Below are 22,393 nucleotides of genomic sequence, written 5' to 3' on the forward strand. Positions count from 1 at the left end.
GGATTTTTCGATGGGTTTGATAGGAATTTTCACGCAGACGAATGTTTCAATTCGAGGATAATTCTCGCTGTCCTCGGTCGCACAGACGACAAACATGTACGCACATCGGACAAGCAGTACTGTGCCAGTGCGTTTGACTGACAAAACAGTTACATTACGCGCTCACTCTGTGCCCGTACCCCAAAAGGGAACGACACGCTAAACGGGTCTGGCCTATCAAGCCGGGCAGCATTTCCCCTCATCCAAAGGGAAATCCCCTCTCGAATCCCGATTTCAGCAGTGTGGTACTACCTTAAATGAAAGTTCTCAAAGGCCAGGATATCCTGGCGCTTGGCTTTATGACGTTTGCGCTTTTCGTGGGCGCTGGCAACATCATCTTCCCGCCTATCGTCGGTCTGCAGTCTGGCCCGCACGTATGGATGGCGGCCCTTGGCTTCCTGGTTACGGCCGTTGGCCTGCCGGTCATCACCGTGGTCGCCCTGGCCAAGGTCGGCGGCGGCATGGATGCCCTGAGCAGCCCGATCGGCAAGTTCTTCGGTGGCCTGCTGGCGGCCGTGTGCTACCTGTCGGTCGGCCCGCTGTTCGCCACCCCGCGCACCGCGACCGTATCGTTCGAAGTGGGCGTTGCGCCGCTGACCGGCGAAAGCCCGCTGGCGCTGTTCATCTACAGCCTGGTGTACTTCCTCGTGGTACTGGCCGTGTCGATGTACCCGGGCAAGCTGCTCGACACTGTGGGCCGCTTCCTGGCGCCGCTGAAGATAATCGCCCTGGCGGTGCTGGGCATCGCCGCCTTCGCGCTGCCTGCCGGCACCATTGGTGAAGCGCAGCCGGCCTATGCCGCCGCAGCGTTCTCCAAGGGCTTCTCCGATGGTTACCTGACCATGGACACCCTGGGTGCCCTGGTGTTCGGTATCGTCATCGTCAACGCCATCCGCTCGCGCGGTGTCGAGTCGCCGAAACTGATCACCCGCTATGCCATCATTGCCGGCCTGATCGCCGGCGTCGGTCTGGCCCTGGTGTACATCAGCCTGTTCCGACTGGGTGCAACCAGCCACGAGATCGCGGCTGACGCTACCAACGGTGCGGCGGTACTGCATGCCTACGTGCAGCACACCTTCGGTTCGCTGGGCAGCGGTTTCCTCGCCGTGCTGATCGCGCTGGCCTGCCTGGTGACCGCCGTTGGCCTGACCTGTGCCTGCGCCGAGTACTTCAGCCAGATCCTGCCGCTGTCGTACCGCGCTCTGGTGGTGATCCTGGCGGGCTTCTCGCTGTTGATCTCCAATCTCGGCCTGACCAAGCTGATCATGTTCTCGATCCCGGTGCTTACGGCGATCTACCCGCCGTGCATCGTGGTGGTCGGGCTGAGCTTCGTGAAGGACCTGTGGAACTCGCCGACCCGCATCCTGGCACCAGTGATGCTGGTATCGCTGCTGTTCGGCATGGTCGATGCGATCAAGGGCAGCAGCATTGCCCACGTGCTGCCTGACTTCATGGCTCACCTGCCGCTGAGCGACCAGGGCCTGGCCTGGCTGGTGCCTTCGGTGGTGACCCTGGTTGGCGCCGTGGCCTGCGACCGCATGCTCGGCAAGCCGCGCGAAGCGCTGGCCTGATAGTCGAAGCCTGAGGGCGGCACCGGCCACAAGCCGAAGGGTGCTCGCCAAGGGTGGAAACTCAAGAGCCCCGTATCCTAGAGGATGCGGGGCTTTTTGTTTGCCTGTACCGGCCTCTTCGCGGGCACGCCCGCTCCCACAGGTCAAGCGCAAACCTCAGAATTGGCGCTGTACCTGTGGGAGCGGGCGTGCCCGCGAAGAGGCCGGATGAGCAGTGCAAATATCAGGATGGATGTGTGCCTTTTGCCGCTTGCCAGCGTCGAAATCCGGTCCCTATCCTTCAGGTATCTGGCCCTCCCGGGAACCGTGCATGAACTTCATCCAAAGCAACTTCAACAACCTTTTGGCCATCATCTGGTTCGCCCTGTGCTGGGGCGGTTACACCCGCTATGCCATCTGGAAGGGCCGCGACACCGCGTGCCTGGCCAGCGTGCTGCACCTGTACCGCGAAGACTGGATGCGCCGCATGCTGCTGCGCGACAACCGCATTGCCGATGCCAGCGTGATCGGCAACCTCGAGCGCAACGCCTCGTTCTTCGCCTCCAGCACCCTGATCATCCTCGCCGGTATCCTCACCGTGCTCGGGGCTTCCGACCGGGCTCTGTCGCTGCTGGCCGACCTGCCGCTGGTGCAGCAGACCTCCCAGGGCATGTCGGAGATCAAGCTGCTGTGCCTGGCCATGGTTTTTGTCTATGCCTTTTTCACCTTCAGCTGGTGCATGCGCCAATACAACTTCGCGGCAGTACTGGTGGGGTCGGCGCCGATGATCGGTGAACGGCTGGTCAATGAGCTTGAGCGCAAGGCATTCGCCTCGCGGGCGGCGCGGGTGCTGTCGCTTGCCGCCAACCAGTTCAACCTGGGCCTGCGTTCCTATTACTTCGGCATGGCCATGTTGAGCTGGTTCATCAGCCCATGGTTATTCATGGTCATGAGTGTCGGGGTGGTGCTGATTCTGTACCGCCGCGAGTTCCATTCGGATGTATTGGATGTGATGGTGTTCACACCTACCGAAAGTGTTTCCATCGAACCCGCCAAGGAAAACACCGCTCCTGGTACCTGAAACGTTTAACCCATAAGTTTCAGGCACAAAAAAACCCGACAATGTCGGGTTTTTTTGTTTTAGCCGATTACTGCTTGGCAGGTTCGGCTGGAGCAGCTGGAGCGGCTTCCGGAGCCGGAGTAGCCGGAGCGGCTTCTTCGGCGGCCTTCTGCTCGGCTTCGGCCTGATCTTTGGCGGCTTCGGCGTTTTCCTTGGCAGCCTCGTTCATTTTATCCTGAGCTTCGCCCGCTTTTTCCTGGGCTTGCTCGGCGTGTTGCTGTGCGTCCTGGGCTTTGTCTTCGCTCGCTTTATCGCAAGCGGCCAGGCCCATGGCAGCGGCCAGCATCAGAGCAAAAGCAAAAGGTTTACGCATGGGGGTGTTTCTCCTTGGTGAAATAAGTGACTTGTTCCTTCGAGTGCAACTATGCGGAATAAGTTCCGCGAAGATTACACATATATAACGCCCCGTTCTATATAGACTTTTTAACGATTTTATGCCGATGCGGCAATGCGCAGGGAAACAGCCAATGAGCGATTCAACCTTGATGGCCATGGCCGAGCGCTTTCTCTCGGCCCTGAAACATTGTCAGTTGTTGCAAATGCGTGTGGTGCAAACCAATGCCGATGGCATGACCCTGGTGCTGCCATGGTCTGCGGCCATCGTCGGCAACCCGCAGACCGGCGCCGTGCATGGCGGCGCGCTGACCACGCTGATGGACACCACCTGCGGCATGGCCACGCTGTGCGTGCTGCCGCGCTTCGAGGTGTGCCCGACACTGGACCTGCGCATCGACTACATGCACCCGGCCGAGGCCGGCAAGGACATCTACGGCCACGCCCAATGCTACCGAGTCACCCGCGATGTGATCTTCACCCGTGGCACGGCCTATCAGGATGACCCCGCCAAGCCTATCTGCCAGGTGGTGGGCACGTTCATGCGCCTGGGCCAGGAGATCAAGGGTGGCATCCGCTTCGGCAACAGCCTGAAGGAGGGCGGAGCATGATTCCGCACAATGTTCGCCAACAGCTCAACGCTGCTCATGCGGTGGGAGACTATCGGCCCTTGCTGGCGCTGATCCCCTATGCCGGCCTGATCGGCATTGAATGCGAGCGTCAGGGCGATGACCTGCTGTTCCGCCTGCCGGCCAACCAGGACAACATCGGCAACCCGCTGCTGCCGGCCATCCACGGCGGGGTGATCGCGGGCTTCATGGAACTGTCGGCAGCGCTGTACCTGCTGATCTTCAGCGAGAGCGCAAGCATTCCGAAGATCATCGACTTTTCCATCGATTACCTGCGCGCCGGGCACTTTCGCGATACCTACGCCCAGTGCCAGCTTTGGCGCCAGGGTCGGCGAGTGACCAATGTGGCCATCACCGCCTGGCAGGGGGACAGGCAGTCGCCGATCGCCACGGCTCGCGCCCATTTCAAGATCGAACCGGAAAAGCCCTTGAAATCATCCGGGCAGCCCCCATCTGCATGACATCCGCCGCTAAACGCTGGCCAATCTGGCCGCCAGGCGTCAACTGCCATCAGATCGGAGTTTTGAAGACCATGAGTGTGGAGACTCAAAAAGAAACGCTGGGCTTCCAGACCGAGGTAAAGCAGCTGCTGCACCTCATGATCCATTCCCTGTATTCGAACAAGGAGATCTTCCTGCGTGAATTGATCTCCAACGCCTCCGACGCCGCCGACAAGCTGCGTTTCGAGGCCCTGGCCAAGCCAGAGCTGTTCGAAGGCGACGCCGACCTGAAGATTCGCCTGAGCTTCGACAAGGACGCCGGTACCGTGACCCTCGAGGACAACGGCATCGGCATGAGCCGCGAAGACGTCATCGCCCACCTGGGTACCATCGCCAAGTCCGGCACTGCCGACTTCATGAAGAACCTCACCGGTGACCAGAAGAAGGACTCGCACCTGATCGGTCAGTTCGGTGTGGGCTTCTACTCCGCGTTCATCGTTGCCGACAAGGTCGACGTGTACAGCCGCCGTGCCGGCCAGCCGGCCGCTGAAGGCGTGCACTGGTCGTCGAAGGGCGAAGGTGAGTTCGAAGTCGCTACCATCGACAAGCCTCAGCGCGGCACCCGCATCGTCCTGCACCTGAAGAAGGGCGAGCAGGAGTTCGCCGATGGCTGGCGCCTGCGCAACGTGGTCAAGAAGTACTCCGACCACATCGCCATGCCGATCCAGCTGCTGAAAGAGCAAGCTACCGCCGAAGGCGAAGAGCAGCCGGCCGAAGAGTGGGAAACCGTCAACCGTGCCAGCGCCCTGTGGACCCGTCCGCGTACCGAAATCAAGGACGAGGAATACCAGGAGTTCTACAAGCACATCGGCCATGACTTCGAAAACCCGCTGGCCTGGAGCCACAACAAAGTAGAAGGCAAGCTCGAATACAACTCGCTGCTGTACGTGCCCGCCCGCGCGCCGTTCGACCTGTACCAGCGCGAAGCGCCACGCGGCCTGAAGCTGTACGTGCAGCGCGTGTTCATCATGGACCAGGCCGAATCGTTCCTGCCGCTGTACCTGCGCTTCATCAAGGGTGTGGTCGACTCCAACGACCTGTCGCTGAACGTGTCGCGTGAAATCCTGCAGAAAGACCCGATCATCGACTCGATGAAGACCGCGCTGACCAAGCGCGTGCTGGACATGCTGGAGAAGCTGGCGAAGAACGAGCCCGAGCAGTACAAGGGCTTCTGGAAGAACTTCGGTCAGGTGCTGAAGGAAGGCCCGGCCGAAGACTTCGCCAACAAGGAAAAGATCGCCGGCCTGCTGCGCTTCGCTTCCACCCAGGATGACAGCGGCGAGCAGAGCGTCGCCCTGGCCGACTACCTGGCTCGCGTCAAAGAAGGCCAGGACAAGATCTACTACCTCACCGGCGAGTCGTACGCGCAGGTCAAGAACAGCCCGCACCTGGAAGTCTTCCGCAAGAAAGGCATCGAAGTGCTGCTGCTGACCGATCGTATCGACGAGTGGCTGATGAGCTACCTGAACGAGTTCGACGGCAAGGCCTTTGTCGACGTCGCCCGTGGCGACCTGGACCTGGGCAAGCTGGACTCGGAAGAAGACAAGAAGGCCCAGGAAGAAGTCGCCAAGGACAAGGAAGGCCTGGTCGAGCGCCTGAAGGGCGCGCTGGGTGACAGCGTGGCCGAAGTGCGCGTGTCGCACCGCCTGACCGACTCGCCGGCGATCCTGGCCATCGGTGAGCAGGACCTGGGCCTGCAGATGCGCCAGATCCTCGAAGCCAGCGGGCAGAAGGTGCCGGAGTCCAAGCCGATCTTCGAGTTCAACCCGACCCACCCGCTGATCGAGAAGCTGGACAACGAGCAGAGCGAAGACCGCTTCGCCGAGCTGTCGCACATCCTGTTCGATCAGGCGGCCCTGGCGGCCGGTGACAGCTTGAAGGACCCGGCGGCTTACGTTCGTCGCCTGAACAAGCTGCTGGTCGAACTGTCTGCTTGAGTTGATGCATAGGAAAGCCCGCTTCGGCGGGCTTTTTTCATGGCGAGCATATTGATGACGAGTGCCAAAGGAGTGCTTGATGAGCAAAGTAATCGTCGAATCGCTGGTCTATCACCTGTCCGGCAAGGCGTATGAAAGCCGCCTGGTATACGAGCCGGGCGCGCTGGGGCGGCCAGGTCTGGTGATGGCGCCGAACTGGATGGGTATCGGCGAAGGTGCCGAGCGCATCGCCAAGGAAGTGGCCGAGAAGGGCTATGTAGTGCTGATTGCCGACCTGTACGGGCAATCGGTGCGTCCGTCCAATGCCGACGAGGCCGGCGCGGCGATGATGCCGTTGAAGAATGACCGAGGCGAGCTGCGCAAGCGCATGCAGGAAGCCTTGGCGCAACTGGTGGGGCAGTCGAAGGCGCTGCTGGAGCCGGGCAAGGTCGGCACGTTCGGTTTCTGCTTTGGTGGCTGCTGTGCACTTGAGCTGGCCCGTACTGGCGCCGATTTGCGTGCGGCGGTGTCGTTCCATGGCACCCTGGACACGCCGAATCCGGAAGATGCCAAGCGCATCAAGGGCTCGGTGCTGGTGCTGCACGGCGCTTCCGATCCACTGGTGCCGAAGGAGCAGTTGCCGGCGTTCGAGGAGGAGATGAACGCGGCCAAGGTTGACTGGCAATTGCTGTGCTATGGCGGCGCGGTGCACTCGTTTACCGACCCGAGTGCCAATGTGCCGGGCAAGATGCAGTATGACCGGCGTACCTCTGAGCGGGCGTTCCGCTCGATGCATAACCTGCTGACCGAAGTGTTCCAGCGCTGATGGCGCATTGGGGCTGCTGCGCAGCCCTTCGCGGGCTTGCCCGCTCCCACAGGTACGGAACTGCCCGTAAGTGCAACGCCGTCCCAGTGGGAGCGGGCAAGCCCGCGAAGGGCCGCAAAGCGGCCCCAATTAACGCGGCAACTCGATTCTGGAGGTTTCCCCCGGCACCACCGGCCAGTCCCCTGCAGCCCATTTGGCCCGGGCCTGTTCGATCAGTTCCACGTCACTGGAGACAAAGTTCCAGTTCATCCGCCGCGGCCCATCCAGTGGCGCGCCACCAATCAGCACCAGCTGGCACTCACTCTCCGCATACAGCGTCACCTCTTCGCCCTCCGGCAGGACCACCAGGCTGCACGGTTCCACCTCCTCATCGTTCATCCTCAGCTCACCATCAAGCAGGTACAGCGCCCGCTGCACATGCTCGTTCGGCACCAATAGCGTGGTTGCCGGTTGCATCCGCACATGCGCGTAAAGGGTAGGGGAGAGCACCGGCACCGGCGATTCCAGGCAGAACCCGCTGCCGGCAATCATGCAGATGCGCACCCCCAGGCTGTCGCTGACCGGCAGGCTCGCCGCCGGGTGATGGCTGTAGCTTGCCGGGCCTTGTTCCTGCTCGCGTGGCGATGCCAGCCATACCTGCAGCCCGTGCAGGCGTGAGCCATGGGCCAGGGCATCTTCAGGAGTACGCTCGACATGGGCCACGCCGCTGCCTGCGGTCATCCAGCTGACGTCGCCCGGCAGCACCCGCTGCGCCGAGCCGAGGCTGTCCTTGTGCAGGATTGTCCCTTCGAACAGGTAGGTAAGGGTCGACAGGCCGATATGCGGGTGCTGGCGGATGTCCATACCATGCCCCGGGGCATAGTCGGTTTCGAGCATGTGGTCGAAAAACACGAACGGGCCGACGCTGCGACACTGGGCCGATGGCAGCGGGCGCAGGATCGGCTGGCCCTCGACCGATTCGGCACGTGGGCGGATGACCAGGGGGCTGCTCATGGGAAGGCTCCAGGCAAGGTGGAAATGCCCCAAGCATAGCGGTTTGCCCGCCCCGGCTGAACCGTCTCGCAGGCCGGCCGGTCTAGAGATCTGATACCCGGAAAAGGAAGCTTTATCATGATCGTGAGAGCGTTGGCCTGCGTGCTGTTATCCACCTGGCTGTGCCAAGCGGCGCAGGCACGCGACTACCGCTACAGTGATGCCCACCTGCACTACGTCGACTTCTTCCAGGAAAGCGAAGGCATGCCTGCGCTGATCAAGGCCATGGATGCCGCCGGTATCGAGCAGTCGATGATTTCCGGCGTCCCGGTGGCCAAGAAGTGGCACGAAGACGAGCCCAAGCGCCCACGCTATTACGCTGGGGATGACGCCGAAGCCTACTGGTACAGCGCCACCGATACCTACGTGGCGGCGGCGCTACAGCAACTGCCCGACGAGCAGCGCAAGCGCTTTCATCCGTTCCTGGCCGGCTTCAATCCGGTGGACAAGAACGCCGCCAGCCATATCGAGCGCATGCTCGATCTGCATCCGGGGCTGTGGCAGGGCATTGGCGAGGTGTTCACCCGCCACGATGACCTGACTGCTCTGACCAGCGGTGACACGCCGCGCGCCAACAACGAAGCCATGGCGCGTATCTACCACATGGCGGCCGAGCGCGACCTGCCGGTGCTGCTGCATTCCAACATCACCTCGAAGCGCGAGCGCAACCCGCTGTACCTGGCGGAGATCGAAGAGCCGCTGCGCAATCACCCGCACACGCGGTTCATCTGGGCGCATGCAGGCAGCAGCATGGAGATTCACCGGCACCAGACGCAGATGGACTTTCTGCTGCCGGTGCTGACGCGGTTGTTGGAGGATTACCCGAACCTGTATGTCGATTTGTCGTGGAGCGTGCTGAAACCCTATCTGCTGGATGACCGGGGTGTGCCGCGCAAGGAGTGGCTGGCACTGGTCGAGAAATTCCCGGAGCGGTTCATGCTGGGTTCGGATGTGGTGGGGCGGTTTGGTAGCCTTGGGGAGCAGATGCACGGGTTCAGGCCGTTTCTGGATGCATTGCCGGAACAAGTTGCCAACAAGGTGGCCAGGGAGAATTTTCTGGCTGTACTGCCCAGGCAGAAATAAGGGTTTTCCTGTGCTGGCCCTATCGCCGGCAAGCCAGCTCCCACAGGTACTGCGCAGGTTCCGAAGCCTATGCAGTACCTGTGGGAGCTGGCTTGCCGGCGATAGGGCCGGTACAGGCAACACAAATGAAAACGCCCCGAACCAGTCGGGGCGTTTTCGTTTACCGCAGCAGCGTCTTACTTGCCTTCCCAGCGCTTGAGCACCAGGGTGGCGTTGGTGCCGCCGAAGCCGAAGCTGTTGCTCATGACCGTGTCGATCTTGGCGTTTTCTTCGGTCTTGCGCAGGATCGGCAGGTCGGCGACCTCCGGGTCCAGCTCGTCGATGTTGGCGGAGCCGGCGATGAAGTTGTTTTCCATCATCAGCAGGCAGTAGATCGCCTCGTGTACGCCGGCAGCGCCCAGCGAGTGGCCCGACAGGCTCTTGGTCGAGCTGATTTTCGGTGCCTTGTCGCCGAACACGGCGCGAACGCCCTTGATCTCGGCAACGTCACCGACCGGGGTCGAGGTGCCGTGGGTGTTCAGGTAATCGATCGGAGTGTCGACGGTCGACAGCGCCTGCTGCATGCAGCGGATAGCACCTTCGCCGCTCGGGGCAACCATGTCATAGCCGTCGGAAGTGGCGCCGTAGCCGACGATTTCCGCGTAGATCTTGGCGCCACGGGCCAGGGCGTGTTCCAGCTCCTCGACCACCACCATGCCGCCACCGCCAGCGATGACGAAGCCATCACGGTCGGCGTCGTAGGCGCGCGAGGCCTGTTCCGGGGTTTCGTTGCGCTTGGTCGACAGGGCGCCCATGGCATCGAACAGGAACGACTGGCTCCAGTGCTCTTCTTCACCGCCACCGGCGAAGACGATGTCCTGCTTGCCCCACTGGATCTGCTCCAGCGCGGTGCCGATGCAGTGTGCCGAAGTGGCGCAGGCCGAGGAGATCGAGTAGTTGATACCCTTGATCTTGAACGGGGTAGCCAGGCACGCCGAAACGGTGCTGCCCATGGTGCGGGTAACGCGGTATGGGCCGACGCGCTTGACGCCTTTCTCACGCAGGGTGTCCAGCGCTTCCATCTGGTTCAGGGTCGAGGCGCCGCCGGAGCCCGCCACCAGGCCGGTACGCGGGTTGGAAACCTGCTCTTCGGTCAGGCCGGCGTCCTTGATCGCATCCTGCATCGCCAGGTAGGCGTAGGCAGCAGCGTGGCCGACGAAGCGGTAGACCTTGCGGTCGATCAGTTCTTCGAGGTTGAGGTCGATGGACCCGGAAACCTGGCTACGCAGCCCCATTTCCTTGTATTCCGGGTTGTAACGGATACCCGGACGGCTGTTGCGCAGGTTTTCGGTGACGGTAGCTTTGTCATTGCCCAGGCACGATACGATGCCCAGACCAGTGATAACGACGCGGCGCATGCGAATAACCCTTAGAAATTGTCAGTGGAGGTGAACACGCCGACCCGCAGGCCTTCGGCAGTGTAGATCTCGCGGCCGTCGACGCTGACCGAGCCATCGGCGATGGCCATGTTCAGCTTGCCCTTCAGGACGCGCTTGATGTGAATGTTGTAAGTGACTTTCTTGGCTTCCGGCAGTACCTGGCCGAAGAACTTCACCTCGCCCGAACCCAGGGCGCGCCCGCGGCCTGGCAGGCCCTGCCAGCCGAGGAAGAAACCTACCAGCTGCCACATGGCATCGAGGCCCAGGCAGCCCGGCATTACCGGGTCGCCTTCGAAGTGGCAGGCGAAGAACCACAGGTCCGGATTGATATCCAGCTCGGCGACCAATTCACCTTTGCCGTACTTGCCGCCTTCTTCGCTGATATGGGTGATGCGATCGACCATCAGCATGTTCGGCGCGGGCAGTTGCGCATTACCTGGGCCGAACAGCTCACCGCGACTGCAGCGCAGCAGGTCTTCCCGAGTAAAGGCGTGTTGTTTGGTCATGCGAGCTCCTCAATAACCCCCTGCGGCAGGGGATGAATCTTCCCGGCCGGCCCGATACGCATCGCGTTCGGGGCGGCAGCCTACAGGTAGACTATTGCGTTGTGGTGAAAGTCACAGTGCACCCGGTGAAAGAAGTACAGGTGTGCACTGAAACGTCTATTTTCAGGTCCGATGAAGGTCCTGTCCAGTGTTTAAGACTGCCGCACTTTAGCATTTATCGCCAGTCGCGGTTGTCTGACCGGGTAGCCAGCGCTGCAGCACACGCTGCAGTTCGGTGCGGCGCAAGGGTTTGCTCAGGTAGTCGTCCATGCCGGCCGCCATGCAACGCTCGCGGTCGCCCTGCAAGGCGTTGGCGGTCAGGGCGATGATCGGTAGCCTGGCGCCGTTGGGCAGCTGGCGGATACGCCGGGTGGCTTCATAGCCGTCCAGGTGCGGCAGGCGGCAGTCCATCAGCACGGCGGCAAAACGCTGCCGGCTGACCCGTTCTACCGCCTCCAGGCCGTCCTCGGCCGTGCATACCGCTAGCCCCAGGCTACGCAGCATGGCTTCGATGACACTTTGGTTGACCGGATTGTCCTCTACCAGCAGCACCTGATCATTGTCGGCCACCGCCGGTGGCGCAGCGCTTGGCTGCGTCAGCGAGAGCGGGGCAGGGCTGGCCAGGGCCAGAGGCATCTCCAAGGTGAAGGTCGAGCCCAGGCCCTCACGGCTTTCGCCACGCAGCTTGCCGCCCATGCGTTCGGCCAGGGTGCGGGCGATCGACAGCCCCAGTCCGGTGCCGCCATAGCGGCGGGAAATCGAGCTGTCGGCCTGCTGGAAGGCGACAAACATCATTTCCAGGCGTTCGTTGTCGATGCCGATACCGGTGTCGCGCACACTGCAGGTCAGCCAGATCAGTTGGCGGTCCAGCACCTGCCAGCGCGCCTCGACCTGAACCTGGCCGCGTTCGGTGAATTTCAGCGCGTTGCCTACCAGGTTAAGCAGGATCTGGCGGATGCGCGTGGGGTCGCCGTTCACCTGCAGCTGCTCGATACCCGCCGGCATTTGCAGGTGCAGGGCAAGGCCGCGCTGTTGGGCGCTGTGCTGGAACGACTGGACGCTGCTGGTGATCAGTTCGCCCAGGTTGAAGTCGATGTGTTCCAGTTGCAGCGCGGCGCGTTCGATGCGCGAGAAGTCGAGGATGTCGTTGATGACCTTGAGCAGGTGCCCGGTGGATTCGCTGGCCACCGCGGTGTACTCGGCCTGCTCGCTGTTCAACTGCGTGGTTTCCAGCAACTGCAGCATGCCCAGCACGCCATTCATCGGCGTGCGCAGCTCGTGGCTCATCATCGCGAGGAAATCCGATTTGGCGCGGTTGGCCTGTTCGGCCTCCTCGCGGGCCTGGATAAGCTCGGCAATCGCCTGCTTCTGTTCATTGCTGGCCTGCGCCAGGGCATGGGCCAGGTTATTGATGTGGCGTGCCAGATGGCCCAGTTCGCTGTCATCGACCACCGGCAACAGGGTGTGGTACTCGCCCTGCTGGATGGCCTTGACCGCATGGCCCATGTCGCTGATCGGCTTGGCCAGGCTCAGGGCCAGGCGGCGCGCCAGCAGGAAGGTGAACAGCAGGGCGAACAGCGCGAGGATGCCGGCCTTGATCACGATTTCCTGCTGGCGCTGGCTGAAGGCGTCATCGGACATGCCGACGATGACCCGGCCCAGGTAATCGTCGCCGATGGCCGGGGTGGTGGCTTTGCCCTGTTGCAGGAAGTCGCTGTCCAGGCGGATCTGCTGCAGGCGGATGGGCGCCTGGAACACTTCGACGCGCTGCGCGCGGTTGGCGCTTTCGTCGGACTGCTCCACATAGACCAATATGTGGTTGCGGCTGTCCTGCACCTCGAGGAAGCGCACGTGGGGGATGCTGAGCGTGGCGCGCATCAGGCCCTCGAGCACTTCGTTGTTGCCCGATATCACCCCGTATTCCGAAGCTGGCGCCAGCTGGTTGGCGATCAGTTGCCCAGTGTGGTTCAGTTCCTGGCGCAGGTCCTGGATACGCACGAAGGTGAAGAAACTGATCAGCAGCAAGGTCAGCAGCAGGGCAGGGCCGAGGCTGATGATCTGGGTGCGGGTGTGGATGTCCCAGCTCAGGCGCTTGCTCATGGGGTGGGTTCTCCTTCGGCCAGGGCCTTGGCGGCGGCGTTCGGATCGATCGGTTCAAGGCCCAGGGCGCGCGCCACCTGCTGGTTGCCGCTGACGCCGAAGCGTACCGGGTACAGGCTGCGTGGCCAGCGCGCCGGTGGCTGGTCGAGCAACTGGTCGAGCACCGCCAGCCAATCGTCCTGGTCGCTGAAGGTGCTGGCCAGGGCGCCGGCGCGGACGAACCCGGCGTTCGGGCCGATCAGCGCCATCTGCCGGCCATAGCTGCTCAACAGCAGGTTTTTCGCAGTCTTGGAGTTGTACAGGTCGGCATCGTCCAGGCCTAGCAGCACGTCACTGTTGGCCAACAAGTGTTGTAAAGGGCGGCTGTCGCGCGGGTCGGGCCAGTCCTGGGCAATGATCTCCAGGTCCAGCGCGCGGGCGGCGTGGCGCAGCTCTTCGAGCAGAAAGCTGCTGTGCTCACCGTACAGCACACCAATGCGCTGGGCCTGCGGCAGCAGATAGCGCGCCAGGCGCAACTGCCGGCCCAGCGGCGGATCGCTCCACAGCAGCGTGAGGAACGCGGGCCGCGACTTTCCCAGGCGCTGTTCAGCCTGTACCCGGCTGACCCTCATGGCCAGGGCCGGCGGGCCGGCAGTTTCCGCGAGGCGCCATTCCAGTGCGGCGTTGTCCAGCAGGATCAGGCGCTGGTCAGCCTTGAGCTTGCCCGGACGTGGCAGGTCGTCGGTGGTCTGGAAATGTACATGGTCGTGCGGCCGGCGGCTTTCCAGCGCGGCGACGAAACTGCGAATGCCAGGCTGGTCTTCCGCGCCTACCAACAGGATTTCGCTGGCGAACAGCGGCCCCATCGGCCACAGGCACAACAGCAACAGGCGCAGCAGCAGGGCCATCAGAACTCCAGCTCCGCGCTGACGCTCAGGCGGTGGCGGCTGTCGTAGCGGTTCTGGATTGCCGTGGTCGGCTCATCGTCCAGGCGCTGTTGCCACAGCGCCGCCAGCTCCAGGTTGCTGCCATGCACCCGGAAACGCTTGGCCAGGCGCAGGTCCAGGCGCTCGTAGCGGTACTGGTTGAGCGCATCGTCGCCGTAATAGAACAGCGCGCTCGACCAACCGGCACCCCACTCGCGCATCCATCCGGCCGAGCCGCTGTTGCGCGCGCTGAGGCGGCGGTCGGCGGGGTTGCTGGCCCATGCATCCACGTAGGCGTAGGTCACCCGCAGGCGGTCGCGCAGGGTCGGGCGCCAGTCCAGTTGCGCCTCGCTGCCGCTGAAACGGGCCTTGTTGGCATTGCTGGCGATGTATTGGTTGTTCTTCAGGGGCTCGCTGATCATGCCGGTGATCTCGTCATAGAACAGCTTCACATCCATGTTCAGGTCGATGTCGCTGAAGTAGCCGTTGTAGCCGAGTTCGCGCGAGCGCATGCGTTCCTGGTCGAGGTCGCCCGGGCCGCGGGTCTTGACGAAGTATTCGCCGTTTTGCAGGCCAAAGGCGTTGGGGGTCAGGTTCTTGACCGTGTAGCTCCAGTTGACGTTGTTCTCGAACATGTCTGGCGAGCGCACTGCCTCGGAATACACTGCACGCAGGCCATGGCGCGGGGTGATCAGGTAGTTGACCGCCACGCGTGGGGTCAGCGAGCTGCCAGACAGGCGCGAGTCCTCGAACATGGCACCACCCTGCAGGATCCAGTGTTCGTCGGCGCGCCACTCCAGCTGGCCGAACAGGCGCCAGGTCTGGTCGTCGATGCTGCCATTGAAGTAGGTCTGCGAGTCGGCACGATCATAGCGGTAGTTCATGCCGCTGAGCAGGCGCAGGCTGTCGGTCAGGCTCAGGGTGTCCTGGATTTCCAGGTCGTAGCGGGTTTCGCGGGTGCTCTGGTCGACGTCGCCGCAGACCTGCTGCTTGCCACCGTTCGCCCATTGCTGCTGGACCTTCTCCAGAAGCCCTCTCATGACGGGATCGTTGGTCGAAAGTGGCGCGCCGGTAGCAATGCCGCGCGCCACTTTTTCGGCGAAATCGGGGTTCATTTGCCAGAGCTGGGTCAATTCCGGGCTGAACGACTGCAAAGCGTCACAGGCACGCCACACCTGCTGACGGTCGAAATGTTGGGCAGAGCCTTGGATATACAGGCTGTGCTCAGAACTGAAGTCCTTGGTCCAGCGCAATGAGCCGGCGTAGTCCTTGGCACTGACGTCAGCGTTGTTACCGGCTTCGTATTTGGCGAACACCGGCTGGTAGGTATAAGGCCGCTGGTTGCTGCCTTCCTTCGCAGCAAGTTGCCATTCCAGGGTCTGGTCGTGTGCCAGGCTGTGGCTGGCGTTGATATTGAAGCGGGTCAGCCGGCGGCTGTCGCGGTAGTCCTGGCCGAACTGGTTCTCGTCGAAGCCATCGTCCTGCTGGCCTGACAGCGACAGGCGCATGTCGCCACTCTCCCAACCGAAGCCGTGGCTGGCGTAGAAATCATTGATGCCGTCCTGGCCGCGGGTCATCTTCAGCCGCGTGCCATGGCTGTCGGCAGGGTTGCGGGTAAGGATGTTGACCACTGCCATCAGCGCGTTGGCGCCGTAGCTGACCGTGTTGGGGCCGCGGAACACCTCGATGCGCTCGATATCCTCCATGGCCAGGGGGATGTCGCTCCAGTCCACCGTGGCCAGGCCGGCGCGGTACACCGAACGGCCATCGATCAGCACCTGCATGCGTCGGGCATCGTTGACGTTGCTGCCGTGGTAGTTGACCGTGGGTTGGTTGCCGGCGTTGTAGCCCACCATCATGCCCGGCACCAGGCGCAGCAGCTCGGGGATGTCACGGGCACCGCTGGCGCGGATCAGCTCGCTGTCGAGCACGGTCATGCTACCCGGGACTGCGGCGGGGGATTGTTTCAGGCGCGTGGCGGTCAGAACCTGCGGCAGGTCCGCGTTGTCGATGAACAGGTCATCGGCCACGGCCGGGCCGCCGAGCAGGGCAGTCAGTATGAGCAGGCGCGGGTACGAGGGCGTGCCAGGGAACACAAAGCGGCCTTGTATCAGGATTGAAACAGGCATGGTAACCGACCGTGGGGGTTTTGCCAGTGATCTGCTCTACCTGTCGAGCCCTTTCGCGGGCACGCCCGCTCCCACAGGTGCGGCGCCGCTCTGAAGGACTGCGCTATCCCCTGTGGGAGCGGGCGTGCCCGCGAAAGGGCCGGTACTGACACTGGTTCTGTAGCAGGCGAGCCGTATAATGGCTGGGTCGCCACTTAACTTTTGGCTTTAACGGATTGGATATGACTGAACAGCAACCTGTTGCAGTTCTGGGAGGCGGCAGCTTCGGCACCGCCGTGGCGAACCTGCTGGCAGAAAACGGTGTGCCGGTGCGCCAATGGATGCGCGACCCGGAACAGGCTGAGGCCATGCGCGTCAATCGCGAGAATCCGCGCTACCTCAAGGGCATCCGCTTGCACGACGGCGTCGAGCCGGTCAGCGACCTACTGGCCACTCTGCAGGCCAGCGAGCTGATTTTCGTCGCCCTGCCATCGAGCGCCTTGCGTAGCGTGCTGGCTCCGCATGCCGAGTTGCTGCGCGGCAAGGGCCTGGTCAGCCTGACCAAGGGCATCGAAGCGCAAAGCTTCAAGCTGATGAGCCAGATCCTCGAGGAAATCGCCCCCGAGGCGCGCATCGGCGTGCTGTCCGGCCCCAACCTGGCCCGTGAAATCGCCGAACATGCGCTGACCGCCACGGTGGTCGCCAGCGAGGACGAAAAACTGTGCCAGCAGGTGCAGGCCGTGCTGCATGGGCGTACCTTCCGCGTCTACGCCAGTGCCGACCGGTTTGGCGTCGAGCTGGGCGGGGCGCTGAAGAACGTCTACGCCATCATCGCTGGCATGGCGGTGGCCCTGGGCATGGGCGAGAACACCAAGAGCATGCTGATTACCCGCGCCCTGGCCGAGATGACCCGCTTCGCCGTCAGCCAGGGGGCCAACCCCATGACTTTCCTCGGCCTGGCCGGTGTCGGTGACCTGATCGTCACCTGCTCCTCGCCAAAGAGCCGCAACTACCAGGTCGGCCACGCGCTGGGCCAGGGCCTGAGCCTGGAGCAGGCGGTCAGCCGCCTGGGCGAAGTGGCCGAAGGCGTCAATACCCTCAAGGTGCTCAAGGCCAAGGCGCAGGAAGTGCAGGTGTACATGCCGCTGGTGGCTGGCCTGCATGCCATCCTGTTCGAAGGCCGCACGCTGAACCAGGTGATCGAGCACCTGATGCGTGCCGAGCCGAAGACCGATGTCGATTTCATTTCCATCAGCGGTTTCAACTGAGCCTCGAGCGGCTCTGACAACAGCAAGGAGCAACACATGAACGATACGCCCGAACGCGCCCAGCGCGAGTCGATCATCCTGCGGGCCCTGTGGATGCTGGTGTTCCTGGTGGTCTGGCAGCTGGCCGAGCTGTTGCTCGGTGGCCTGGTGCTGGTACAACTGATCTACCGCCTGGTGTACGGCGCCCCCAGCGCCAGCCTGATGAACTTCGGCGACAGCCTGAGCCAGTACCTGGCGCAGATCGGCCGCTTCGGCAGCTTCCACAGCGACCAGAAGCCCTGGCCGTTCGCCGACTGGCCGGCACCGCGTGCCCCGGAAGGCGAGGCGCCGCATGCGGTGGCCCCGGCCCCGCACCCGGTGCGTGACGAGGAGCCCAAGCTGTGAAGCTGTGGGTTCTGCGCCACGGCGAAGCCGAGCCGCGGGCCAACAGCGATGCCGAGCGCCGGCTGACCGCCCATGGTCGCGAACAGGTGCTGCATAGCGCCGCCCGCCTGCTGGGCCAGCCGCTGCAGGCGATCATCGCCAGCCCTTACGTGCGCGCCCAGCAAACGGCCGCCCTGGTGCATGACACCCTGGGCTTCGCCGAGCCGGTGTGCACCGTGCCCTGGCTTACGCCTGACAGTGATGTGCAGCAGGTTATCGGTGAAATCGAGCGCCTGGGCCTGGAGCATGTGCTGCTGGTCAGCCACCAGCCGCTGGTGGGTACCTTGGTAGGGGCGTTGCAGCATGGCCACCAGCAGCAACCGGCGGGCATGAGCACTGCAAGCCTGGCGGAGCTGGAAGGGGACTGGCCGCTGGCTGGGTTGATGACCCTTCGGGCGATCAACTCGCCGGCCTGAGTTCTCAGGCTATCTCGGTTTCCTGTAGGAGCAGCCTTGTGCTGCGAAGAGGCCAGTAGGGCAATAGCTCTTCTCCGGCAGTTATGGCCTCTTCGCAGCACAAGGCTGCTCCTACAGGCAGTGCCCGCGCCCACAAGCCTGACCTGATAGCCCTCGCCGATGACCTTTCCGGACGTTGCCGAACTGCCCCGCGATACCGACAATGGGCCATCATCTCGCATCCGGACCAGGCGCCATGTCGCAGCAGATCTTCTTCGCCCATGCCAACGGTTTCCCGTCGGCCACCTACGGCAAGCTGTTCGCCGCCCTGGCACCGGACTACCAAGTGCAGCACCTGGCCCAGCACGGCCACGATCCGCGCTTTCCGGTGGACGACAACTGGCAGAGCCTGGTCGATGAACTGCTGCACCACCTGGCTCGGCAAGACCAGCCGGTATGGGGCGTCGGCCATTCGCTGGGCGGGGTTTTGCACCTGCACGCAGCCTTGCGCTGCCCCGAGTATTACCGCGGCGTGGTGATGCTCGACTCTCCGGTGCTCACCCGCGCCGACCAGTGGCTGCTGCGCACCGCCAAGCGCTTCGGCTTCATTGACCGTATCACCCCGGCTGGCCGCACCCTGGGGCGCCGCGAAACCTTCAATGACCGCGACAGTGCCCGGGACTATTTCGCCGGCAAGTCACTGTTCCGTCATTTCGACCCCGACTGCCTCGATGCCTACATAGAGCACGGCCTGCAGGCGATGGAGCAGGGGCTGCAGTTGCGCTTCGACCCGGCCACGGAAATCAGCATCTACCGCAGCATCCCGCATACCAGCCCTGCGCCCGCGCGGCAGTTGCAGGTGCCGCTGGCCATGGTCCGCGGCGAGCGCAGCAACGTCATTCGCCGCCACCACACGCTGGCCGTGCGTGGCATGCCCAGGGGCGAATACCACAGCGTGCCGGGTGGGCACATGTTCCCGCTTGAGCGACCAACCGACACCGCCAGCCTGATCAAGGGCCTGTTCGACCGCTGGAGCCAGGCATGAGCGCGCAGGTCGAGGAGATCCGCCTGAGCCTGGGTCATATCGAACTGGCGGCGCACCTGTTCGGCCCCGAGGATGGGCTGCCGGTAATCGCCCTGCATGGCTGGCTGGATAACGCCAACAGCTTCGCCCGCCTGGCGCCGCAGCTGAAAGGCCTGCGCATCGTCGCCCTGGACCTGGCCGGGCATGGTTACTCCGAGCACCGGCCGCTCGGTGCCGGCTATGCCCTGGCCGACTACGCCCATGACGTGCTGCGGGTGGCCGAGCAGCTGGGTTGGCAACGTTTTGCCCTGCTGGGCCATTCGCTGGGGGCAATCATTTCGGTGCAGCTGGCTGGCGCGTTGCCGGAGCGGGTCAGCCATCTGGCCCTGATCGACGGGGTCATTCCGCCGACCGGCGCCGAGCAGGACGCCGGGGAGCGGCTGGGCATGGCACTGCTGGCCCAGTTGCGCCTGGATGGCAAGCGCAAGTCGGTATACACCACACTGGAGCAGGGCGTGCAGGCACGCATGAAAGGCATGGTCGCGGTCAGCCGTGAGGCGGCCGAGCTGCTGGCCCAGCGTGGCTTGATGCCGGTGCCCGGCGGTTACAGCTGGCGCAGCGACAGCCGCCTGACCCTGCCTTCGCCAGTGCGCCTGAGCGAGGCCCAGGCCATGGCCTACGTGCGCCGGGTAAGTTGCCCGGCGCGCCTGGTGGTGGCTGCCGACGGCATGCTGGCGCGCCACACAGGGTTGCTGGAGCAGCTACCCTTTGAGCAGGTGACGCTGCCCGGTGGCCATCACCTGCACCTGAACGATGAGCAGGGCGCGGCCCTTGTCGCAGACTGTTTCAATCGCTTCTTTGGCTTTGCTTGACTTGCACCGGACAAGTGTCGAGGCTTGGCGGGTTGAACAGGGAGACAACCATGCAACTGCCAGACATCCTGGAGCTTCACCTCGGCGCTGAGCGCCGCCTGGTTCGCCAATGAGCGCGCCTGTTGCCATCCGTAATGCCTTCGCTGCCTGCCTGGTGTTCGCCAGCCCCGTTTTGTGGGCCGGCAGCCTGCCGGTACCGGTGGACGCCAAGGTGGTCGACCAGCGCCCGGCCGTGGAGCAGGAGCGCGTCTACCCCATGGGCCCGCTGCGCAAGATCAGCGGCCGCCTGCGGGTCGAGGACAAGGTCGAAAGCCGTGGCCAGGTCAGCTCGGTAACCTACGAACTGCCGGTCGAGCGTACTGCTCGCGAAGCCTTCACCAGCGCTCGCGAAGCACTGCAGCGCGACGGCGGCTACCCGCTGTTCTGGTGCCAGGGGCGCGATTGCGGCGAGGCCAGCCTGTGGGCCAATGATGTGTTCGGCAATGCCCGCCTCAACGGCGGCGACGAGCAGCAGGCGTTCATCCTGCTGCGCCGCTCGGCGGAGCAGGCCGACACCCTGGTTGCGCTGTACAGCGTCACCCGCGGCAACCGCCGCGCCTACCTGCACGTGGAAGAGTTCGTCGCCGGCAGCCCGCTGGGCGAACTGCTGCCGACCGCCGCCACGGTGCTGCGCGAAATGCGCGACACCGGCAAGCTCGACTACCCTGACCTGGCCGCGCCGCAAGACGCCTGGGCGAACCTGCTGGCCCGCAGCCTGAACCTCGACAGCACCCTGCGTGCCAGCCTCAGTGGCGCCCAGGCTGAAGCCTGGCGCGAGGCCTTGGTCAAGGCGGGGGTGCGCAATGGCCGCCTCGAAGTCGGTAGCGCGCCTACCGACGGCCTGCACCTTGAACTGATCCGTTGAACGGGCACCACCATGGCTAACAATGACCGCTTGCTGGTCCAGATTCTGCTGCTGGCGCTGCTGGGTGCCGGCCTGTGGGTGATGGCACCTTTCATTTCAGCGCTGTTGTGGGGCGCCATCCTGGCCTTTGCCAGCTGGCCGTTGATGCGCTTGCTGACGCGTGCGCTGGGAGGGCGCGAAACCCTGGCGGCCAGCCTGCTGACCACTGCCTGGATCCTGATCGTGGCGCTGCCGCTGGTGTGGCTGGGGTTCAACCTGGCCGACCACATTCGCGATGCGACGGCGTTCGTGCGTGACGTGCAGGTGGACGGCCTGCCCGATGCTCCGGCGTGGCTGGGTGGCATCCCGTTGGTTGGCGAGCGCCTGGTCAGCTGGTGGCAATCGCTGGACCAGCAGGGCGCGGCCTTGCTGGCCTCGGTCAAGCCGCACCTGGGGCAGGTGGGCAACTGGTTGCTGGCGCGCAGCGCGCAGATCGGCAGCGGCGTGCTGGAGCTGACCCTCAGCCTGGTATTCGTGTTCTTCTTCTACCGCGATGGCCCGCGCTTGTCGGCGTTCGTCCTGCGCTTGCTGCACCGCCTGATGGGCGACCGTGCCGAGTACTACCTGGAGCTGGTCGCCGGTACGGTGCAGCGGGTGGTCAACGGGGTGATCGGTACAGCCGCCGCGCAAGGCGTGCTTGCATTGATCGGCTTCCTGATTGCCGGTGTGCCCGGGGCCATTGTGCTGGGCCTGGTGACCTTCATGCTCAGCCTGATCCCCATGGGCCCGCCACTGGCATGGATTCCGGCCACCGGCTGGCTGGTATGGAAAGGCGAATACGGCATGGCGGTGTTCCTGGGAGCCTGGGGCACCTTCATCATCAGTGGCGTGGACAACGTACTCAAACCGTACCTGATCAGCCGTGGCGGCAACCTGCCGTTGGTGATCGTGCTTCTGGGCGTGTTCGGCGGCCTGATCGCCTTTGGCTTCATTGGCCTGTTCATCGGGCCGACCTTGCTGGCGGTCGGCTACAGCCTGCTGCTGGACTGGAGCCGCAACGCCGTCCCGCAGCCGCCTCAGCAGTAAACCTGTACTGGCCTCTTCGCGGGTGAACCCGCTCCCACAAGGATCTCCACAGCCCGGGAGAGCGGTGCGGTCCCTGTAGGAGCGGGTTTACCCGCGAAGAGGCCGGTTCAGGCAACCTCAACTCCCGATCTTTACGCCTTCTTTATCGCCATCCCCACCTCCCAGTCTCGCCCCTTTACGCCCCTCGCTCGGACAATTTCCCCAAAGCGGCCCAAGCCGCACCACGGGGAGAACCACACATGAACATGCTCGACGGGCTGTCACTGCTGCTGGCAGTGGCATTGGCGTTTTATCTGCTGGTGGCGCTGCTGCGCGCCGATCGCTGCTAGGGAGTGGCC

The 22,393-nt window shown here is 63.6% G+C and carries 22 protein-coding genes; 15 read left to right on the forward strand and 7 right to left on the reverse strand.

Features of this window, described 5'->3' with window-relative positions:
• The first annotated feature begins 296 nt into the window (after positions 1-296).
• On the forward strand, positions 297-1,610 hold the full coding sequence (brnQ, locus tag ACLCGK_RS31380) for a branched-chain amino acid transport system II carrier protein (protein WP_015271095.1): 1,314 nt from the start codon (positions 297-299) through the stop codon (positions 1,608-1,610).
• Between the two features lie 310 nt (positions 1,611-1,920).
• Positions 1,921-2,670, forward strand: a complete 750-nt coding sequence (locus ACLCGK_RS31385; protein WP_015271094.1) for a DUF599 domain-containing protein — start codon at positions 1,921-1,923, stop codon at positions 2,668-2,670.
• Positions 2,671-2,737: 67 nt separating this feature from the next.
• Here ACLCGK_RS31385 and ACLCGK_RS31390 read toward each other — a convergent pair whose 3' ends face one another.
• Entirely contained in the window at positions 2,738-3,022 is a 285-nt protein-coding gene (locus ACLCGK_RS31390) for a hypothetical protein (RefSeq protein WP_023661534.1), read from the reverse strand.
• A 154-nt stretch (positions 3,023-3,176) separates the two neighbouring features.
• On the opposite strand from ACLCGK_RS31390, the gene ACLCGK_RS31395 reads away from it, so the two are divergent.
• The 4 genes from ACLCGK_RS31395 to ACLCGK_RS31410 all read left to right on the forward strand — a co-directional run bounded on the left by ACLCGK_RS31395 (position 3,177) and on the right by ACLCGK_RS31410 (position 6,913).
• Positions 3,177-3,653: a PaaI family thioesterase gene (locus tag ACLCGK_RS31395; RefSeq protein ID WP_410953598.1), complete on the forward strand. Its 477-nt coding sequence runs from the start codon at positions 3,177-3,179 to the stop codon at positions 3,651-3,653.
• Positions 3,650-4,132: a PaaI family thioesterase gene (locus tag ACLCGK_RS31400; protein ID WP_015271092.1), complete on the forward strand. Its 483-nt coding sequence runs from the start codon at positions 3,650-3,652 to the stop codon at positions 4,130-4,132. Before ACLCGK_RS31395 ends, ACLCGK_RS31400 begins: the two co-directional genes overlap by 4 nt.
• 71 nt (positions 4,133-4,203) lie before the next feature.
• Positions 4,204-6,108: a molecular chaperone HtpG gene (gene htpG / locus ACLCGK_RS31405; protein ID WP_023661535.1), complete on the forward strand. Its 1,905-nt coding sequence runs from the start codon at positions 4,204-4,206 to the stop codon at positions 6,106-6,108.
• Between the two features lie 79 nt (positions 6,109-6,187).
• Positions 6,188-6,913, forward strand: a complete 726-nt coding sequence (locus tag ACLCGK_RS31410) for a dienelactone hydrolase family protein (protein ID WP_410953599.1) — start codon at positions 6,188-6,190, stop codon at positions 6,911-6,913.
• Positions 6,914-7,042: 129 nt separating this feature from the next.
• On the opposite strand, the gene ACLCGK_RS31415 is transcribed toward ACLCGK_RS31410, so the two are convergent.
• Positions 7,043-7,906: a pirin family protein gene (locus tag ACLCGK_RS31415; RefSeq protein ID WP_410953600.1), complete on the reverse strand. Its 864-nt coding sequence runs from the start codon at positions 7,904-7,906 to the stop codon at positions 7,043-7,045.
• A 117-nt stretch (positions 7,907-8,023) separates the two neighbouring features.
• Between ACLCGK_RS31415 and ACLCGK_RS31420 the strand changes: the two genes are divergently transcribed.
• The gene (locus tag ACLCGK_RS31420; protein WP_410953601.1) at positions 8,024-9,028 is read left to right on the forward strand and encodes an amidohydrolase family protein; all 1,005 of its coding nucleotides are present in this window, start codon (positions 8,024-8,026) and stop codon (positions 9,026-9,028) included.
• Between the two features lie 176 nt (positions 9,029-9,204).
• Here the strand turns inward: ACLCGK_RS31420 and fabB are convergent, their stop codons facing one another.
• The 5 genes from fabB to ACLCGK_RS31445 form a co-directional block, all read right to left on the reverse strand.
• A complete protein-coding gene (gene fabB / locus ACLCGK_RS31425; protein WP_013973429.1) occupies positions 9,205-10,425 on the reverse strand; it encodes a beta-ketoacyl-ACP synthase I in 1,221 nt (406 codons plus the stop codon).
• A gap of 11 nt (positions 10,426-10,436) precedes the next feature.
• Positions 10,437-10,952, reverse strand: coding sequence for a 3-hydroxyacyl-[acyl-carrier-protein] dehydratase FabA (gene fabA, locus ACLCGK_RS31430; protein ID WP_003251509.1), 516 nt, complete (start codon positions 10,950-10,952; stop codon positions 10,437-10,439).
• Positions 10,953-11,159: 207 nt separating this feature from the next.
• A complete protein-coding gene (locus ACLCGK_RS31435) occupies positions 11,160-13,091 on the reverse strand; it encodes an ATP-binding protein (protein ID WP_041505758.1) in 1,932 nt (643 codons plus the stop codon).
• Positions 13,088-13,978: an ABC transporter substrate-binding protein gene (locus tag ACLCGK_RS31440; RefSeq protein WP_013973427.1), complete on the reverse strand. Its 891-nt coding sequence runs from the start codon at positions 13,976-13,978 to the stop codon at positions 13,088-13,090. Before ACLCGK_RS31440 ends, ACLCGK_RS31435 begins: the two co-directional genes overlap by 4 nt.
• Positions 13,978-16,125: a TonB-dependent receptor plug domain-containing protein gene (locus ACLCGK_RS31445; RefSeq protein WP_410953602.1), complete on the reverse strand. Its 2,148-nt coding sequence runs from the start codon at positions 16,123-16,125 to the stop codon at positions 13,978-13,980. Before ACLCGK_RS31445 ends, ACLCGK_RS31440 begins: the two co-directional genes overlap by 1 nt.
• Before the next feature lie 221 nt (positions 16,126-16,346).
• On the opposite strand from ACLCGK_RS31445, the gene ACLCGK_RS31450 reads away from it, so the two are divergent.
• The 8 genes from ACLCGK_RS31450 (at position 16,347) to kdpF (ending at position 22,384) form a co-directional block, all read left to right on the forward strand.
• Entirely contained in the window at positions 16,347-17,372 is a 1,026-nt protein-coding gene (locus ACLCGK_RS31450; RefSeq protein ID WP_013973425.1) for an NAD(P)H-dependent glycerol-3-phosphate dehydrogenase, read from the forward strand.
• 36 nt (positions 17,373-17,408) lie between these two features.
• On the forward strand, positions 17,409-17,756 hold the full coding sequence (locus ACLCGK_RS31455; protein ID WP_013973424.1) for a DUF4389 domain-containing protein: 348 nt from the start codon (positions 17,409-17,411) through the stop codon (positions 17,754-17,756).
• Positions 17,753-18,211: a phosphohistidine phosphatase SixA gene (sixA, locus tag ACLCGK_RS31460; protein WP_410953603.1), complete on the forward strand. Its 459-nt coding sequence runs from the start codon at positions 17,753-17,755 to the stop codon at positions 18,209-18,211. Before ACLCGK_RS31455 ends, sixA begins: the two co-directional genes overlap by 4 nt.
• Positions 18,212-18,446: 235 nt before the next feature.
• Entirely contained in the window at positions 18,447-19,235 is a 789-nt protein-coding gene (locus tag ACLCGK_RS31465; protein WP_015271083.1) for an alpha/beta fold hydrolase, read from the forward strand.
• On the forward strand, positions 19,232-20,086 hold the full coding sequence (locus tag ACLCGK_RS31470; RefSeq protein WP_410953604.1) for an alpha/beta hydrolase: 855 nt from the start codon (positions 19,232-19,234) through the stop codon (positions 20,084-20,086). Before ACLCGK_RS31465 ends, ACLCGK_RS31470 begins: the two co-directional genes overlap by 4 nt.
• A 109-nt stretch (positions 20,087-20,195) precedes the next feature.
• The gene (locus ACLCGK_RS31475; protein WP_023661209.1) at positions 20,196-20,990 is read left to right on the forward strand and encodes a DUF4892 domain-containing protein; all 795 of its coding nucleotides are present in this window, start codon (positions 20,196-20,198) and stop codon (positions 20,988-20,990) included.
• 12 nt (positions 20,991-21,002) lie between these two features.
• Positions 21,003-22,055 carry an AI-2E family transporter gene (locus tag ACLCGK_RS31480; protein ID WP_013973419.1) on the forward strand — a complete coding sequence of 351 codons (1,053 nt, stop codon included), beginning with the start codon at positions 21,003-21,005 and terminating at the stop codon, positions 22,053-22,055.
• Positions 22,056-22,294: 239 nt separating this feature from the next.
• Entirely contained in the window at positions 22,295-22,384 is a 90-nt protein-coding gene (gene kdpF, locus ACLCGK_RS31485) for a K(+)-transporting ATPase subunit F (RefSeq protein WP_085720473.1), read from the forward strand.
• Positions 22,385-22,393: the final 9 nt, after the last annotated feature.

Source organism: Pseudomonas sp. S1(2024), assembly GCF_046557535.1.